Genomic DNA, 14,588 nt, shown 5'->3' with positions numbered 1-14,588 from the left:
CCCGGATAGCGGGCTAAAGGCTTTTGGGATGGCAGAGCTGGACAAGACCTTCGACCCCCATACCATCGAGGCACGCTGGTACCCCGTCTGGGAAGAGCGCGGCTATTTCGCGCCCGATTACGATGCCTCGGGCGATCCCTACTGCATCATGCTGCCGCCGCCGAACGTCACCGGCAGCCTGCATATGGGCCATGCTTTCCAGCATACGCTCATGGATGCGCTGACCCGCTATCACCGCATGCTCGGCGACCCCACGCTCTGGCAGCCGGGCACCGACCATGCCGGTATTGCCACGCAGATGCTCGTCGAGCGCAAGGTCGAGGCGCAGGGCGAATCGCGCCACGAGCTGGGCCGCGAGGCCTTTACCGACCGTATCTGGGACTGGAAAGCCGAATCCGGCGGGCATATCACCCGCCAGATGCGCCGGCTGGGCACCTCGGTGGACTGGTCGCGCGAACGCTTCACCATGGACGACGGGCTGTCCGAGGCGGTGCGCGATACCTTTGTCGCGCTCTACGACAAGGGCCTGATCTATCGCGGCCAGCGGCTGGTAAACTGGGACCCGGTTCTGGACACGGCCGTGTCCGATCTCGAAGTGGAGAACGCCGAAGTCGCCGGGCATATGTGGCACTTCAAGTATCCGCTCGAAAACGGCGCCACCTACGAATACATCGAAACCGACGAGGACGGCAACGAAACCTTCCGCGAGACCCGCGACTATATTTCGATCGCCACCACCCGCCCGGAAACCATGCTCGGCGACGGCGCAATCGCCGTCCACCCGGACGATTCGCGCTATGCGCCCATCGTCGGCCTGCGCTGCGAGATTCCGGTCGGCCCGAAAGCCCAGCGGCGTCTGATTCCGATCATCACCGACGAATATCCCGACCCGGACTTCGGCTCCGGCGCGGTCAAGATCACCGGCGCACACGACTTCAACGACTATGAAGTCGCCAAGCGCAACAACATCCCGATGTATCGGTTGATGGACAGCAAGGCGGCGCTGCGCGTCGACGGCGAAGCCTACGAGCAGGCGGCCGCCCGCGCGGCCGAGATCGTGGTCCGCGGCGAGACGCCGAACGCGGTGGACGTGGATGCGATCAACCTCGTGCCGGACGACTATCGCGGGCTCGATCGCTATGAAGCGCGCCGCCAGATCGTCGAGGCCATCGACAGCGAAGGCCTGATGATCGCGGTCGAGGACAAGGCCATCATGCAGCCCTACGGCGATCGCTCCGGCGACGTGATCGAGCCGATGCTCACCAACCAGTGGTTTGTGGACGCCAAGACGCTGGCCAAGCCAGCGATCGAAGCCGTCGAAACCGGGCGCATCAAGTTCGTGCCGTCCAACTGGGACAAGACCTACTACGAATGGATGCGCAATATCCAGGACTGGTGCATCTCGCGTCAGCTTTGGTGGGGGCACCGCATCCCGGCCTGGTATGACGCCGACGGCCATATCTATGTCGGCAAATCCGAAGCCGAGGTGCGCGAAAAGCACGGTCTGGGTTCCGAGGTGACGCTGACCCAGGACGAGGACGTGCTCGACACCTGGTTCTCCTCCGGCCTATGGCCGTTTTCCACCCTCGGCTGGCCCGAGAAGACGAAGGCACTGGAGACGTTCTACCCGACCTCCGTGCTGGTCACCGGCTTCGACATCATCTTCTTCTGGGTCGCCCGGATGATCATGATGGGCCTGGAATTCATGGACGACGTGCCGTTCCGCGAAGTCTATGTGCACGGGCTCGTGCGCGATTCGGACGGCGCCAAGATGTCCAAGTCCAAGGGCAACGTGCTCGACCCGATCGATCTGATCGACGGCATCGATCTGGAATCGCTGGTGACCAAGCGCACCGCGAACATGATGCAGCCGCAGAAAGCGCGAGCGATCGAAAAAGCCACCCGCAAGGCCTTTCCCGACGGCATCGCTGCCCACGGCACGGACGCACTGCGCTTTACCTTTGCTGCCCTGGCCTCGCCCGGCCGCGATATCCGTTTCGACCTGGGCCGGGTCGAGGGCTATCGCAACTTCTGCAACAAGCTCTGGAACGCCGCGCGCTTCACGCTGATGCAGATTCCGGAGGACTACACGCCGGCGGCCGACGACGCCGTGGAACTCTCCCAGGCCGACCGTTGGATCGTATCGCGCCTGCAGCGCGTCGAGCGCGAAGTCGCGACCCAGTTCGACCAGTATCGTTTCGATCTCGCCGCCAAGGCGATCCACGATTTCATCTGGCACTACTTCTGTGACTGGTATCTCGAGCTGATCAAGCCGGTTCTGTCCGGCGATGCCAGCGATGCGGCCAAGGCCGGCACGCGCCGTACCCTGCTGCGCACGCTGGAAGCCACGCTGCGTCTGGCGCATCCGCTCATGCCGTTCATCACCGAAGAGATCTGGCAGCGCGTGGCTCCGCTGGCCCGTGGCCATGCGATCGCGAGCGACGGCGAGAGCATTTCCGTACAGCCGTTCCCGCGTGCCGACGACGCCCGTATCGACGCCGTCGCCGAAGCCGAAATCGACTGGCTGCGCGACGTGATCGCCGGCCTGCGCACCATTCGCGGCGAGATGGATATCGCGCCCAGCCAGCCCATGCCGGTGATGGTCGCCAATGCCAGCGACAGCGATCGCCAGCGTCTGGCCACCCATCGCGCGGCAATCGATTTCCTGGCCCGGGTCGAATCCATCGACGAAATCGCGGTAGACGACGCGCCCGATGCCGCCACCGCGCTGGTCGGCGACATGCAACTTCGCGTGCCGCTCGCCGGTCTGATCGACAAGGAGGCGGAACTGGCCCGTCTGGACAAGCGTCTCGCCAAGCTGGAAAAAGACCTCGCCGGCATTCGTGGCCGCCTGGCCAGCGAATCGTTCGTGGCCAAGGCACCGGCCGATGTCGTGGCCAAGGCACGGGAACAACAGGCCAATATCGAACGCGAGGCCAGCGAGCTCGCCGAACAACGCGCGCGCATCGCGGCGCTCTAGCCGCCTAACGGAGATATTCCATGGCTTTGCGACTTCTGATCCTGTTTATAGCGCTGCCGATCATCGAGCTGTTCCTGCTCATCAAGATCGGCGGCGTGATTGGCTTCTTCCCGACGATCGCGCTGGTTATTCTTACCGCGGTGATCGGCAGCCAGCTGGTGCGTCGCCAGGGCCTGACCGTACTCGCGCGTATTCGCGAATCGCAGGCACGCGGCGAAATGCCGGCCCTGCCCATGCTCGACGGCGCTGCCCTGTTGCTGGCCGGTTTCATGCTGCTCACGCCCGGATTCATCTCCGATGCGCTGGGTTTCGTGCTGCTCGTGCCCGGCCTGCGCCAGCAGATCGCACGACGCCTGGTCTCCCGGGTGGTGATCATGACCCCGGCCGGCGCAGGCTCGAACGAGCGCTATGCCGGGCGTGGCAGCGGCACGTCGTCGAGCGGGCGTTCGCCGCAATCGGTGATCGAAGGCGACTACGAACGCAAAAACGCCGATGCCCGCAGCGACGATAACGACCGACACGAGTAAGACCGCGTTACGAAACCGCAAGCCGCAGGCGTCGTGACCCTGCGTTTAGCGCGACCCGGCCGGCTGAGCGCCTGGGTCGGGCGCCGGGCTTCACTCTCGCAAGGCAAGACTGTCCGCAGATCACACAGATCATCGTGATCGTTCGCTGTCGTCGGGCGCATGTGCCCCGCTCGTTCATATGTAGTTTGCGAAATCCTGGTGGCACTCGAAAAACATCGCCATCTGACGGTCAACGACCGAAATCCGCATACATTTCGTGCCGACCGCGTTGGGAGTGCGACCTGAACCGCAGGCTAGCCGGCCTTCGAGCGATCGCCCTCTTGCCCGATTTGCGTGTGTTCGCGTTCGTTTGCGGACGCCGGGCATTTCGAGTTTGCCGGCATGGCCCGCATCGCGGCAGGGGGCAGCCGCGTAACCGATAGAAGCGCGCCACGGTGCGTGCCGAACGTGTCGCGATGCACGCTTATTCGGTAATCTGGTTCCATCGCGCCTTTTTCCGAGCCCGGTTCGCCCATGCCGCCGACTGCACCAGCCGACGCCGCCCAACCTGCGCCCGCTCCGCTCCAGAGCGCCGATATCGCCCGCCGGCTCGCCGACGTGCGCAGCGCGGTCGCCACCCGGGTATTTGGCAAGGACGATCGTATTCGCCTGGCCCTGGCCTGCCTGCTGGCCGACGGCCATCTGCTCATCGAAGACGTGCCGGGCGTAGGCAAGACCACCCTCGCTCATGGCCTGGCCGACGCGCTGGGGCTGCGCTTTGCGCGTATCCAGTTCACCAGCGATCTGATGCCCAGCGATATTCTGGGTGTCTCGGTCTACGACCGCGGCGAGGCGGCCTTCACGTTCAACGCCGGGCCGATCTTTGCCCAGCTCGTGCTGGCCGACGAAATCAATCGTGCCAGTCCGCGTACGCAAAGCGCGCTGCTCGAGGCCATGGCCGAACGCCAGGTCACCATCGAAGGGCGTACCCGGGCCTTGCCGCAGCCGTTCAACGTCATCGCCACCCAGAACCCGCTCGACCAGAGCGGCACGTTCGCCCTGCCGGACAGCCAGCTCGACCGCTTTTTGATGCGTATCGAAGTGGGCTACCCGCCGCGCACCGCCGAACGCCGTCTGCTCGCGGGCGAGCGCGACAGCACCGCCGCGATCGCGCCCGTAGCCGATGCCACCCAGCTGGGCGTCTGGCAGGCCGCGGTCCGTGCGGTGCATACTCGCGACGCGGTTCTCGACTATCTGCTCGAGCTGATCGAGTTCAGCCGCCGCCGCGGGGTGTTCGAACAGGGCCTGTCGCCGCGCGCGGGGCTCGCACTGCGGCGTGCCGCCCAGGCCTGGGCGCTGCAGGACGCCCGCGATTACGTCATACCGGAAGATATTCAGGCGGTATTGCCCGCGGTGGTCGATCATCGCCTGACCCGCCGCGATGCCGGCGAAGGGCGTGCCTCCACGCTGATGCGCGAACAGGTCGGGGTCATCTAGCGCGTGACGGGCGTCGCAGACTTTTCGGCTTGGACCTGGCGCGGCAAGAACTGAACATGGCCGCGCTTCGCCGTCATGCGCGCACGCTACGCACGCGCTTCATAGAGCGACGCAATCCACCGCGCAGCCTGCCGCTGCGGGTGTCGCGACGGCGGGTGTATATCCTGCCCACGCGCAACGGCGTGGTGTTCGCCGTGCTGCTGCTGGTCATGCTGCTGGGCGCGACCAACTACAGCAACAGCCTCGCCTTTGCGCTGACGTTCTGGCTGGCCGCCGTGGCCCTGGTGTCGATGCACCATGCCCATGCCAATCTGGTGGGCCTGCGTCTGCAGGCTATCCATGCCTCACCGGTGTTCGCCGGCGATACGCTGGCATTCGAGCTCAGCCTTGAAGCCACCGGCGGGCGCCGCCGCCGGGCGTTGCGGGTCAGCGCCGACGGTCGCGGCGCGACCGGCCAGATCGATATCGGCCCCGGCGAAAGCCGGATGGTGACGATCGAACAGGTCACCGACGCACGCGGGCGCTGCCCCTGTCCGCGCCTGCGTATCGAAAGCATCTATCCGGTCGGGCTTTTTCGCGCCTGGACCTGGCTGCAGCCGAATACCCAGGTGCTGGTCTATCCGCGCTGCGCCGGCCACGACCGGCTGCCGCGCGGCGCGGGCGACACCCGCTCGACTCGACAGTTGGCCCGCAGGGGCACGGACGAGTTCCTGGGCCATCGCGACTACGTGCCCGGCGATTCACCGCGTCATATCGACTGGAAGGCCAGCGCACGCAGCGACGATCTACGCATGCGGGAATACGCCGACCGCCAGAGTGAAGCCGTTTGGCTCGATGAAGACCGCCTCGGCACGAACGATCGCGAGGCGCGGCTATCCCAGCTTGCCCGCTGGGTGGTGGTCGCCGAGCGCAGCGGCATTGCCTATGGCCTGCAGGTGAACGCACAACGGCTCGGCCCCGATCAAGGCCCGGCCCATCGCCTGGCCTGCCTGCGTGCATTGGCCCTGGCATGAACGCATCGACCCAGACCGCTGCGGGCGAATTTTCCAACGCACCGGATGCCGGCCAGCGGCTGCGGCTGGTGGTCTGCTTGAGCCTGGTGGCGATTCCACACGCCCTGCATCTGCCGATCTGGGTACTCGCGCTGGCCGTGCCGATCATGGCCTGGCAGTTCGTGGGCGCTCTGCGCGAATGGCCGCTGCCCGGCCGCTGGCTGCGGTTCGTGCTTGCCGCGGCCGCCTTCGGTGCCGTGTTCGCCGGCTTCGGACGGGTGAACGGCCAGGAAGCCGGCGTGTCGCTGCTGGTACTGCTACTCGCCCTCAAGCTTTGCGAGATCCGAACCCATCGCGATGCGATGGTGTTTCTGTCGTTGACCTGTTTTCTGCTGGCGACCCAGTTTCTGTTTTCCCAGAGCCTGGCGATGGCTCTGTATCTGGTGGTGGGCAGCTGGGTGCTGATCGCCGCTTTCGTCGACGTGGCCAGTGCCGGCACGCCGCGTTCGACCCTGGGCGAAAGCGCAAAGCTGCTGGCCCAGGCGCTGCCCGTCGCGGTGCTTCTGTTCGTGTTGTTTCCGCGTATTCCGGGGCCTATCTGGGGGCTGCCCTCGGATGCCGGCGCCCAGGCCCGTACCGGCCTGTCCGAAAGCATGCCGCCGGGCAGCCTCACCAACCTTGCGCTGGATGGCGGGGTGGCGCTGCGCGTTCGGTTTGTCGACGGGCCCGTGCCGCCTGCACAGCGCTACTGGCGCGGGCCGGTGCTCTGGGACTTCGACGGGCGTACCTGGTCGCGTAACGATGCCGACCGGCGCCTGCCCCCGGCCCGGCTAGCGCCCGGCAGCGGCAGCCGCCAGGCCGTGGATATAACCCTGGAACCGACCCGCCACGACTGGCTGATCGCCCTCGATGTACCGCTGGCAGCCGACACGGCAAGCCGGCTCGACGCCGGGGCAACGCTTACCGCGAAGGACGACGTCAACGAGCGTATGCGCTATCGCACGACCTCCATCGTCGGTGGCGTGCTCGATCCCGACCTGGATGCGCGCACGCGCCGCCGCGCGCTGCTGCTGCCGGTCGAAGGCAACCCGCAGGCTCGGGCGCTTGCCACCCGCTGGCATGCCGAGTATCGCGAGCCGGCCGCGATTGTCGATGCCGCGCTGCGACGTTTTCGTCAGCAGCCCTATCGCTATACGCTCAGACCGCCGGCGACCCGCGATAACGCCAGCGTGGACGATTTCCTGTTCGACACCCTGGCCGGCTTCTGCGAACACTACGCCGGCGCGTTTACGTTTCTGATGCGCGCCGCCGGCGTGCCGGCCCGGGTGGTTACCGGCTATCAGGGCGCCGAAAGAGCGACGGTCGGCGATTACTGGCTGGTACGCAATTCCGATGCGCATGCCTGGGCCGAAGTCTGGCTGGCCGGGCGCGGCTGGGTTCGGGTCGACCCCACCGCCGCGGTCGCACCGGGGCGTATCGAAGCAGGCGTGGCGGCTTCCATCGACGATCGCGCGTCGCTGCCCTATATGGCCCGCGCCAGCGGCGATGCCTGGTATCGCGTACAGATGCTATGGGACGGCATCAATGCCGGCTGGAACCGCTGGTTTCTGGCCTATGGCCCCCAGCTGCAGCAGCGCATGCTGGATCTGCTCGGCCTGGGCGGCGGCTGGGGCAAACCGCTGCTGGCGTTGACTGCCGGCGTGGTCGCACTGCTGGCGCTGGTGTCGGTCGGTATCGCCTGGCGCGGGCGGCGTGTTACAGATACGGATGCGGTGGTTGCGGCCTGGCGCGATGTCTGTGCCCGGCTCACGCGTATCGGCTACCCGCGTCGCGGCGATGAAGGCGCGCGGGCCTATGCCGATCGCATCGCCGCGTTACGCACCGACCTGGCCGATGATCTGCAATCGCTCGCGGCTCAGTACACGCGGCTGCGCTATGCGCCGGAACATGCGAGCCAGCCGGCCGATCGTGCGGCCTTCATCGCTGCCGCGCGGTCATTCCGGCCGGGTAAACCGGGGCGACAAAGCCGTCTTGCAAGGAATCCATGATGACCGATCCCCGCCGCTTCTGCCCTGTCTGTGCAAGCCCGCTCGTATGCCGCGAAGTCAACGATTTCGAGCGTCTGGTCTGTTCCGACGATCGCTGCGGCTATGTGTTCTGGGATAACCCCGTACCCGTTGTCGCCGGCATCGTCGAGCACGAAGGCAAGCTCGTCTTTGCCCGCAACGCCCTCTGGCCTGAGGGCATGTATGGACTGGTCACGGGTTTTCTGGAACCGCGCGAAACGCCGGCAGAAGGCATCGTGCGCGAAGTGGCCGAAGAACTCGGCATTCAGACACGGATTACGAGCTTCGTCGGCGCCTACGGCTTTGCCCGCAAGAACCAGCTGCTGCTGGCCTACCACCTGATCGGCGAGGGCGAAATCACCCTCGATCCGGAACTGGTCGACTATTTCCATGTAGAAAAAGCCGAGGCCGAGTTCTGGCCGGGCGGCACGGGCCTGGCGGTACGCGACTGGCTGCGGTCGCAGGGCTACGATCCCCAGCCGCGCGAGTTACCCGCGGCGGTGAAAGCCTGGATGAACAGACCACCCGATCAGCCCTGACGTGCTGCGCCGCGCCGATGCGATGTTCGGCGCGGGCAATACGGCATGGGCCGCTCAGTGCGGATGCACGGCGGTGACTTCCACCTCGACGAGCATCTCGGGCCAGGCCAGCGCGCTGACTTGAACCAGCGAATGCACCGGCATCTTCAGGCCCGCGAAGTATTCACCCTGCACGTGTTCGTAGACGTCCTTGTGGCGCATGTCGGTGAGGTAGGCCACCACCCGCGCCACTTCGCCAAGCCCGGAATCATTGTTTTCCAGAATGGTCACGATCCGATCGTAGGCATAGCGTGCCTGGGCCTCGATATCGCCGGGGTAAAGGGTTTCCCCGGTGTCGACATCTTCCGACCCCATGCCGGACACGAAGATCATGTCGGCGGCGCCGATGTTGCAGACGGCGCAATCGGCGAACAGGTCACGGTTCCAGGGGCTGTATTGTTTGTCCATCAACTGAATCTCGCTCGTGGCTTTAAGAGCGCGAAAATTAACGGCTCAACCTCACTTGAGGTCAAGCCCGGCCGTCAGTCGCTGTAAAGGCGCGCACGGATCGCCCACGTCAACCCCGTACGACACCGTCGTGCGCGCAGACTTTTACCCAATGTGCTGCGGCCGAGTTCGCCGTGCCACCACCACAACTCGGGAAGCATCTACGCTCCGAACGACGCCACGGTGGTGGCGGCATCGTTGACCGCACCCGACTTGACGAGGGTTACTCGGTTTCGTCGATAGCCACAGGGGGCGGGCCGGCGCCCAGGTCGAACAGGCGTTTGTCCAAGAGCAACAATTCACGATTGGCGCCGACCGGAATCAGCTCGGCTGCCTGACCATACAGGGTGACAGCGGTCGCGGGATCGTCGTTGGACAAGGCAAGATTGGCCGCGTGATAAAAGGTTTCGAACAGCCTGTTTCGGCTGAAACGACAGCTCTCCAGCAATTCGTCATCGAACAGCTCCTCGGCCAGGCCCGCGCTGGCGCGTTGCCCACCCAGCACCTCGACCAATGAACGCGGCCATACGTCGGAGTCGATCTCGTCGAGTGCAGCGGCGAGCTTGTCGTCGGCGCTCGCTGGCTCCGTGCTGCGCCAGAGCGGGTAGAGTGAAAGCAGCGCATACAGTCGATCGGCGTCGGTCGCACTTTTTTCGTAGGCGCGCTGGTAGGCGGGTAACGCGAGTTCGTCCTCGCCGATGCGCAGTTTGAGATCGCCCAACATCATCAGCGAAAAACGATCATCGGGGGCGAGCGCGAGCGAACGCCGCAGGGCTTCGAACGATTCATCGATCCTGCCGACCTCTGCCAGTCCAAAAGCATGGTCTTGCCAATAATGACTGTTGTCGGGCGCCATGACCGTCAGCAGCTCGGACATGGGCAACGCGAGCACATACATGTCCAGACGCTGGTAGGCGACCATCAAGTCGTGCGTGAGATTCGCCAGACGCCGACGGTCGTTCATGGCCGTCATGTCCTGCAGCTCCAACGAGATCATCAACACCTGGCTCTGGTAATCCAGTGCGTCGTCGATATGGCGGAAATGACAGTGGTCGATACGCGCACGCAGCGCATCAAAGCGTATCTGTTGCGGTTGAGCCGGGCTCGACAACGCAACGAGACACAGCCCGCCCCATAAAAAGACACTGGCTATCAGCCGGCGGCACGACATCGACCTCTCCCCTGAATTGCCCTGCACTCCCCCAAGCCGAGCATAGCGCAGTTATCGATTCAGACGTGGCCTGCAACGCTATCGCTGTGGGCCCAGTCGGGCGCGGGCTGGACGTCCATATCAACCCGCGCTCGGTGCCTCGCGCGCATCCACTCGGGTGAGCAACCAACCGCCGGCGACGAACAGTACCAATACCGACAGAATCGACAGGCGCGCACTGCCGGTCGCCGCGGCCGTCACCCCGACCAGCAGCGGGCCGATCACGGCGGCGAACTTGCCCATCATGTTGTAGATGCCGAAGTACTCGCCCGCCCTGCCTTCGGGAATCAGGCGCGCGAAATACGAGCGCGAGAGCGACTGCACCCCACCCTGCACCAGGCCGATCACCATGGCCATGACATAAAACTGCCATTCGTGGGCAAGGAAATAGCCCCATGCGGTGACTGCCGCATACACGGCCAAGCCGAGATAGATCGCCTTCTTGGTATCCCAGCGCGAGGCCAGCCACCCGAACGCGACCGCCGCCGGGAAGCCGATGAACTGCACGAGCAGCAGCGCGGTGATCAGGCTCGTTTCGCCGAAGCCGAGGTTGAGGCCGAAATCCACCGCCATACGGATGATGGTGTGCACGCCGTCGATATACAGCCAGTAGGCGATCAGGAAGGTGAACACCGGCTTTTCTGAAAAGATCCGCCGCGCGGTACGACGCAGCTCGGCCAGGCCTTCGCGCATGGCCTGGCCGGCGCCGGGGGTATCGTGCTCGCGCGTCTCGGCCACCCACAGGAACACCGGCAGGGAAAATAGCGCCCACCATACGGCCACGCTCAGAAACGCCCAGCGCACCGCTGCGGCCCGGTCGGCGAGACCGAACATCTCCGGCCAAAGCGTCATTGCCACGTTCACCGCCAGCAACAGCCCGCCGCCGAGATACCCCAGGCCGTAGCCCAGCGCCGACACGCGGTCGTAGTCTGCGGGACTGGCGACATCGACGATCAGACTGTCGTAGAACACCATGGCCAGAAAGAAGGCGGCCGAGGCGATCACGAACAGCGTGAGCGCAAACAGCCACTGCCCCTCGCCGACGAAGAACAGGCCCGCGGTCGCGGCAACTGCGATGGCCGTAGCCAAGGCGAGCCAGGGTTTCTTGCGCCGGCTGCGATCGGCCACCGCGCCGAGCAACGGCGCCAGGAACAACACGACCAGGCTGGCCAGGGCACTGCCCACGCCCAGCTGCAGCGTGCTGGTTTCCGCCGGGTGCCCCGAGCTCCAGTAGCTTTTGAAGAAGATAGGAAAGAAACCGGCCACGACGGTGGTCGCGAACGCGGAATTGGCCCAGTCGTAGAAGGCCCAGCCGAGCTGGGCCCGGCGCTCGCGCGAGTCGATCATTACTTGAAAGTCCGGTTGCGGTTAGACGAGTGCCAGTTCGAGCAACAAGGCGTCTTCACGCCCCTCCGGCGAGGGATAGTAGCCCGGTCGGGTGGCAATGCGTTGAAAACCGCGGCGTTTATACAGTCGCCGTGCGGCCTTGTTGGAGGGCCTGACTTCCAGCAGAACGCGCTCGGCGTTCTCGCGTGCCGCCTGGGCGATCAACGCGTCCAGCAGCCGGTCGGCCACGCCGTGGCCGCGTGCATCGGGGGCCACGCAGAGATTGAGCACGTGGGCTTCATCCACCGCGACCGACAGCAGGGTATAGCCCAGCACCCGCGCGTTCAGGTCGGTGGCCACCCAGCCGCGATAGCCCACCCGCAGGCAGTCGTGGAAGATACGTTCGCTCCAGGGATAGCCATACGACAACTGCTCGATTTCCAGCACTGCGGGCACGTCGCGCGCGCGCATGGCGCGCACCTCGACGAGCTGGCGCGGTTCGACGCTCATTGCGCGGCGATCCGTCTGGCGATCTGCTTGAGATCGACCCAGGCCTTGGCTTTCTGCCCCGGGCTGCGCAATAGAAATGCCGGGTGATAGGTCACCAGCACGTCCAGTTCCCGGCGCGGATACCGATGCAGCGTGCCGCGCAGTTTGCCGAGGCTTTGCTTGCTGTCGAGCAACGTCTGTGCGGCCACGCGCCCGACCGCCACCACCAGTTTGGGATCCATCAGTTCGATCTGGCGTTCGAGCACCGGCCAGTCCGCGGCCACTTCGTCGGCGTTCGGGTCGCGATTATTGGGCGGACGAAACTTGCAGATATTGGTGATATAGACGTTGGTGTCCCGCGAGCAGCCGATCGCGGCGAGCATGCGGTCCAGCAGCTTGCCGGCACGGCCCACGAAAGGCACGCCCTGCGCGTCTTCGTTCGCGCCCGGGGCCTCACCCACGATCAGAACATCCGCATCGCGGGCGCCGATACCGAACACCGGGCGCGTTGCACCGCGGTGATCGCGCCCGGCCAGCCAGGCCTCGAGTTCGTCCCAGTCCAGCCGGGCCACCTCGCCAGCGGCGCTCGTCGTCTCGGTATCGACAGGCGACGCATCCACCGTACTGGCGCGCTCGTCGTGACCGTCGTGGCGCGCCATGTCTGGGGCCGCCGCAGCCTCGGCTGGCGTGCTCGCCGTCGACTGTTCGACCGCGGCTTCTTCTGCCGGGCCCGGTGTAGCCAGGTCGGGCTGGACCGTGCCCGGCGCCCGGTCGGGCGCAGGCTCCTGGCGGTCTGCAACTGCGGCCTGCGTTGCACCGGTGCCGGCGGCCATCCGGTCCGCGCGGGGCTGCCAATCGACCAGCCCCAGAGCATCCAGCATGCGTTTACGATCGCCGGGCGTCATGGCGCGCTCCTGGCTTCAACCCAGTGATTATTCGACTCGACCGCTCATCGTCGCCGCCGCGTTCAGGCCGGCTTCTTGCGCCGCCGGTGACGGCGCAGCGCCTGTACCGGCCCGGACAGCGCATAGATCAGAAACCCGAGAAAGAGAATACGCGCCGGATCGATCACAATGGCCACGAACACGACCAGCATGATCAGAATGTAGCGAAACGGCACCCGCTCGCCGAAATCCAGATCCTTGAAGCTGGCATAGCGCACGTTCGACACCATCAACGCCCCGGCGGCGATGGTCAGAGCCAGCACCGGTATCACCAGGCTGCTGCCGTCGATACCGAAATCCGCGCTCGCCCAGATGAAGCCCACCAGCAAGCCGGCCGCGGCCGGGCTCGGCAGGCCGAGGAAAATCTTCTTCTCCGTGGCGCCGCCGCGGGTGATATTGAAGCGCGCCAGGCGCAGCGCGGCAGCCGCGGTATAGAAGAACGCCGCCAGCCAGCCGAGCTTGCCCGCGACGTTGCTGTAGTAGGCCAGGCTTTCCAGGCTGTATACGTAGGCCAGAAAACCCGAGGCCAGCCCGAACGACACCAGATCGGCGAGGCTGTCGTACTGGATACCGAAATCGCTTTCGGTATGGGTCATACGCGCGACACGCCCGTCCAGCATGTCGGTGAGCATGGCCACGAAGATCGCCACCCCCGCGACGACGAAGCGGCCCTGGGTCGCCGCAATGATCGAATAGAAGCCGGCAAACAAAGTGCCAGTGGTAAACAGATTGGGCAGTAGATAGATGCCCCGCTTGCGGCGGCTGTCCCGCTCGGATTCGATATCACTCATGACGCAAGTCTAAAGCACCGGGGCGTGCAGACCTATAGTCGATGGCGTCGGCAATAGCAGCGTTTGGACTGCGATCGCCCCATCCACGGTTACTAGGAGGGCCCATTTTCTTCGGGATCGCGGCGCGCGTTGGGCTTGTGTACCAGCTTGGCCAGCACGCGGGCGCCGCCGCGGACGGAATCGCCGAGCTCGACTTCAACGCGGGAATTGACCGGCAGGTACAGATCGACCCGCCGCGCGAGCCGGCGCATCCCGCAGCAGCGGCCCTGGCCCACGCGCTCGCCGTAACCGCCGCGACAGGGGCGCAGGCCGAACAGCCGCCCCTCGCGAATGACCATGACGACGTGATCGCCTTCGTCGGTACGGATATACGACGCACAGCCGTCGAGATTCTCTACCGCCTCGCCGGAAAGCTCGACTACCGTGCCCTCGACCGGCGAGCGGATCAGATAGTTGGCAAGCAGGCCGACCCGCAGCGACAGCTTGATGGCTTCGCGGTCGAGAAACGGGTCATAGCATTCACGCCGGTGTATCACCTTGCCGTCGACCGGCGCGATGATCGCGAGCGGCTCGGCCGGCACGTTGCGCGGCGAATCCCGAAAGTAAAGAACGGCCACGAGCATCAACACAAGAACAGGCGAGGCCGCCCAGAAGCCGGCTGCGGCGTTCAAAATAAAGAACGCCACAGCCAGTCCCACGAGGACGGCCCAGCCTTCCGGCACGAGATGAAAAAGCGTCTTGCGCCGCATGCGGCGGAATCCG

Annotated in this window: 13 protein-coding genes; 6 read left to right on the top strand and 7 right to left on the bottom strand. The window is 65.3% G+C overall.

What is annotated here, in order from left to right; translation table 11 throughout:
- Positions 1–28 precede the first annotated feature (28 nt).
- The 6 genes from C84B14_RS00730 (at position 29) to C84B14_RS00705 (ending at position 8,580) form a co-directional block, all read left to right on the top strand.
- Positions 29–2,980: a valine--tRNA ligase gene (locus C84B14_RS00730; protein WP_353221445.1), complete on the top strand. Its 2,952-nt coding sequence runs from the start codon at positions 29–31 to the stop codon at positions 2,978–2,980.
- A gap of 20 nt (positions 2,981–3,000) precedes the next feature.
- Positions 3,001–3,507, top strand: a complete 507-nt coding sequence (locus tag C84B14_RS00725) for an FxsA family protein (RefSeq protein ID WP_353221444.1) — start codon at positions 3,001–3,003, stop codon at positions 3,505–3,507.
- A 576-nt stretch (positions 3,508–4,083) separates the two neighbouring features.
- A complete protein-coding gene (locus C84B14_RS00720) occupies positions 4,084–4,983 on the top strand; it encodes an AAA family ATPase (protein ID WP_353221549.1) in 900 nt (299 codons plus the stop codon).
- A 56-nt stretch (positions 4,984–5,039) separates the two neighbouring features.
- The gene (locus C84B14_RS00715) at positions 5,040–5,996 is read left to right on the top strand and encodes a DUF58 domain-containing protein (RefSeq protein ID WP_353221443.1); all 957 of its coding nucleotides are present in this window, start codon (positions 5,040–5,042) and stop codon (positions 5,994–5,996) included.
- On the top strand, positions 5,993–8,023 hold the full coding sequence (locus tag C84B14_RS00710) for a transglutaminase TgpA family protein (protein ID WP_353221442.1): 2,031 nt from the start codon (positions 5,993–5,995) through the stop codon (positions 8,021–8,023). Before C84B14_RS00715 ends, C84B14_RS00710 begins: the two co-directional genes overlap by 4 nt.
- The gene (locus C84B14_RS00705; RefSeq protein ID WP_353221441.1) at positions 8,020–8,580 is read left to right on the top strand and encodes an NUDIX domain-containing protein; all 561 of its coding nucleotides are present in this window, start codon (positions 8,020–8,022) and stop codon (positions 8,578–8,580) included. Before C84B14_RS00710 ends, C84B14_RS00705 begins: the two co-directional genes overlap by 4 nt.
- A gap of 54 nt (positions 8,581–8,634) precedes the next feature.
- Here the strand turns inward: C84B14_RS00705 and C84B14_RS00700 are convergent, their stop codons facing one another.
- The 7 genes from C84B14_RS00700 to C84B14_RS00670 all read right to left on the bottom strand — a co-directional run bounded on the left by C84B14_RS00700 (position 8,635) and on the right by C84B14_RS00670 (position 14,575).
- Positions 8,635–9,027 (bottom strand): RidA family protein, encoded by a 393-nt coding sequence (locus C84B14_RS00700; RefSeq protein WP_353221440.1) that lies wholly within the window; start codon positions 9,025–9,027, stop codon positions 8,635–8,637.
- Between the two features lie 262 nt (positions 9,028–9,289).
- Positions 9,290–10,237 carry a tetratricopeptide repeat protein gene (locus C84B14_RS00695; protein ID WP_353221439.1) on the bottom strand — a complete coding sequence of 316 codons (948 nt, stop codon included), beginning with the start codon at positions 10,235–10,237 and terminating at the stop codon, positions 9,290–9,292.
- A gap of 120 nt (positions 10,238–10,357) precedes the next feature.
- Entirely contained in the window at positions 10,358–11,623 is a 1,266-nt protein-coding gene (locus tag C84B14_RS00690; protein WP_353221438.1) for an MFS transporter, read from the bottom strand.
- Between the two features lie 21 nt (positions 11,624–11,644).
- Positions 11,645–12,112, bottom strand: a complete 468-nt coding sequence (gene rimI / locus C84B14_RS00685; RefSeq protein WP_348765749.1) for a ribosomal protein S18-alanine N-acetyltransferase — start codon at positions 12,110–12,112, stop codon at positions 11,645–11,647.
- Positions 12,109–12,996 (bottom strand): uracil-DNA glycosylase, encoded by an 888-nt coding sequence (locus C84B14_RS00680; RefSeq protein WP_353221437.1) that lies wholly within the window; start codon positions 12,994–12,996, stop codon positions 12,109–12,111. The genes rimI and C84B14_RS00680 overlap by 4 nt, the downstream gene beginning before the upstream one ends.
- Positions 12,997–13,058: 62 nt before the next feature.
- Positions 13,059–13,826, bottom strand: a complete 768-nt coding sequence (locus tag C84B14_RS00675; RefSeq protein ID WP_348765747.1) for a CDP-alcohol phosphatidyltransferase family protein — start codon at positions 13,824–13,826, stop codon at positions 13,059–13,061.
- Positions 13,827–13,918: 92 nt separating this feature from the next.
- Positions 13,919–14,575: a phosphatidylserine decarboxylase gene (locus C84B14_RS00670; RefSeq protein ID WP_353221436.1), complete on the bottom strand. Its 657-nt coding sequence runs from the start codon at positions 14,573–14,575 to the stop codon at positions 13,919–13,921.
- Positions 14,576–14,588: the final 13 nt, after the last annotated feature.

This window comes from Salinisphaera sp. C84B14, assembly GCF_040361435.1.
GTDB lineage: Bacteria > Pseudomonadota > Gammaproteobacteria > Nevskiales > Salinisphaeraceae > Salinisphaera.
This window is presented reverse-complemented; position numbering and strand designations above follow the sequence as displayed.

Excerpts from the sequence above, each read along its gene's own strand:
- C84B14_RS00680 (WP_353221437.1), bottom strand. The coding sequence starts at position 12,996 with ATGACGCCCGGCGATCGTAAACGCATGCTGGATGCTCTGGGGCTGGTC.
- C84B14_RS00690 (WP_353221438.1), bottom strand. The coding sequence starts at position 11,623 with ATGATCGACTCGCGCGAGCGCCGGGCCCAGCTCGGCTGGGCCTTCTAC.
- C84B14_RS00710 (WP_353221442.1), top strand. The coding sequence starts at position 5,993 with ATGAACGCATCGACCCAGACCGCTGCGGGCGAATTTTCCAACGCACCG.
- C84B14_RS00730 (WP_353221445.1), top strand. The coding sequence starts at position 29 with ATGGCAGAGCTGGACAAGACCTTCGACCCCCATACCATCGAGGCACGC.
- C84B14_RS00670 (WP_353221436.1), bottom strand. The coding sequence starts at position 14,575 with ATGCGGCGCAAGACGCTTTTTCATCTCGTGCCGGAAGGCTGGGCCGTC.
- C84B14_RS00695 (WP_353221439.1), bottom strand. The coding sequence starts at position 10,237 with ATGTCGTGCCGCCGGCTGATAGCCAGTGTCTTTTTATGGGGCGGGCTG.
- rimI (WP_348765749.1), bottom strand. The coding sequence starts at position 12,112 with ATGAGCGTCGAACCGCGCCAGCTCGTCGAGGTGCGCGCCATGCGCGCG.
- C84B14_RS00715 (WP_353221443.1), top strand. The coding sequence starts at position 5,040 with ATGGCCGCGCTTCGCCGTCATGCGCGCACGCTACGCACGCGCTTCATA.
- C84B14_RS00705 (WP_353221441.1), top strand. The coding sequence starts at position 8,020 with ATGATGACCGATCCCCGCCGCTTCTGCCCTGTCTGTGCAAGCCCGCTC.
- C84B14_RS00700 (WP_353221440.1), bottom strand. The coding sequence starts at position 9,027 with ATGGACAAACAATACAGCCCCTGGAACCGTGACCTGTTCGCCGATTGC.
- C84B14_RS00675 (WP_348765747.1), bottom strand. The coding sequence starts at position 13,826 with ATGAGTGATATCGAATCCGAGCGGGACAGCCGCCGCAAGCGGGGCATC.
- C84B14_RS00725 (WP_353221444.1), top strand. The coding sequence starts at position 3,001 with ATGGCTTTGCGACTTCTGATCCTGTTTATAGCGCTGCCGATCATCGAG.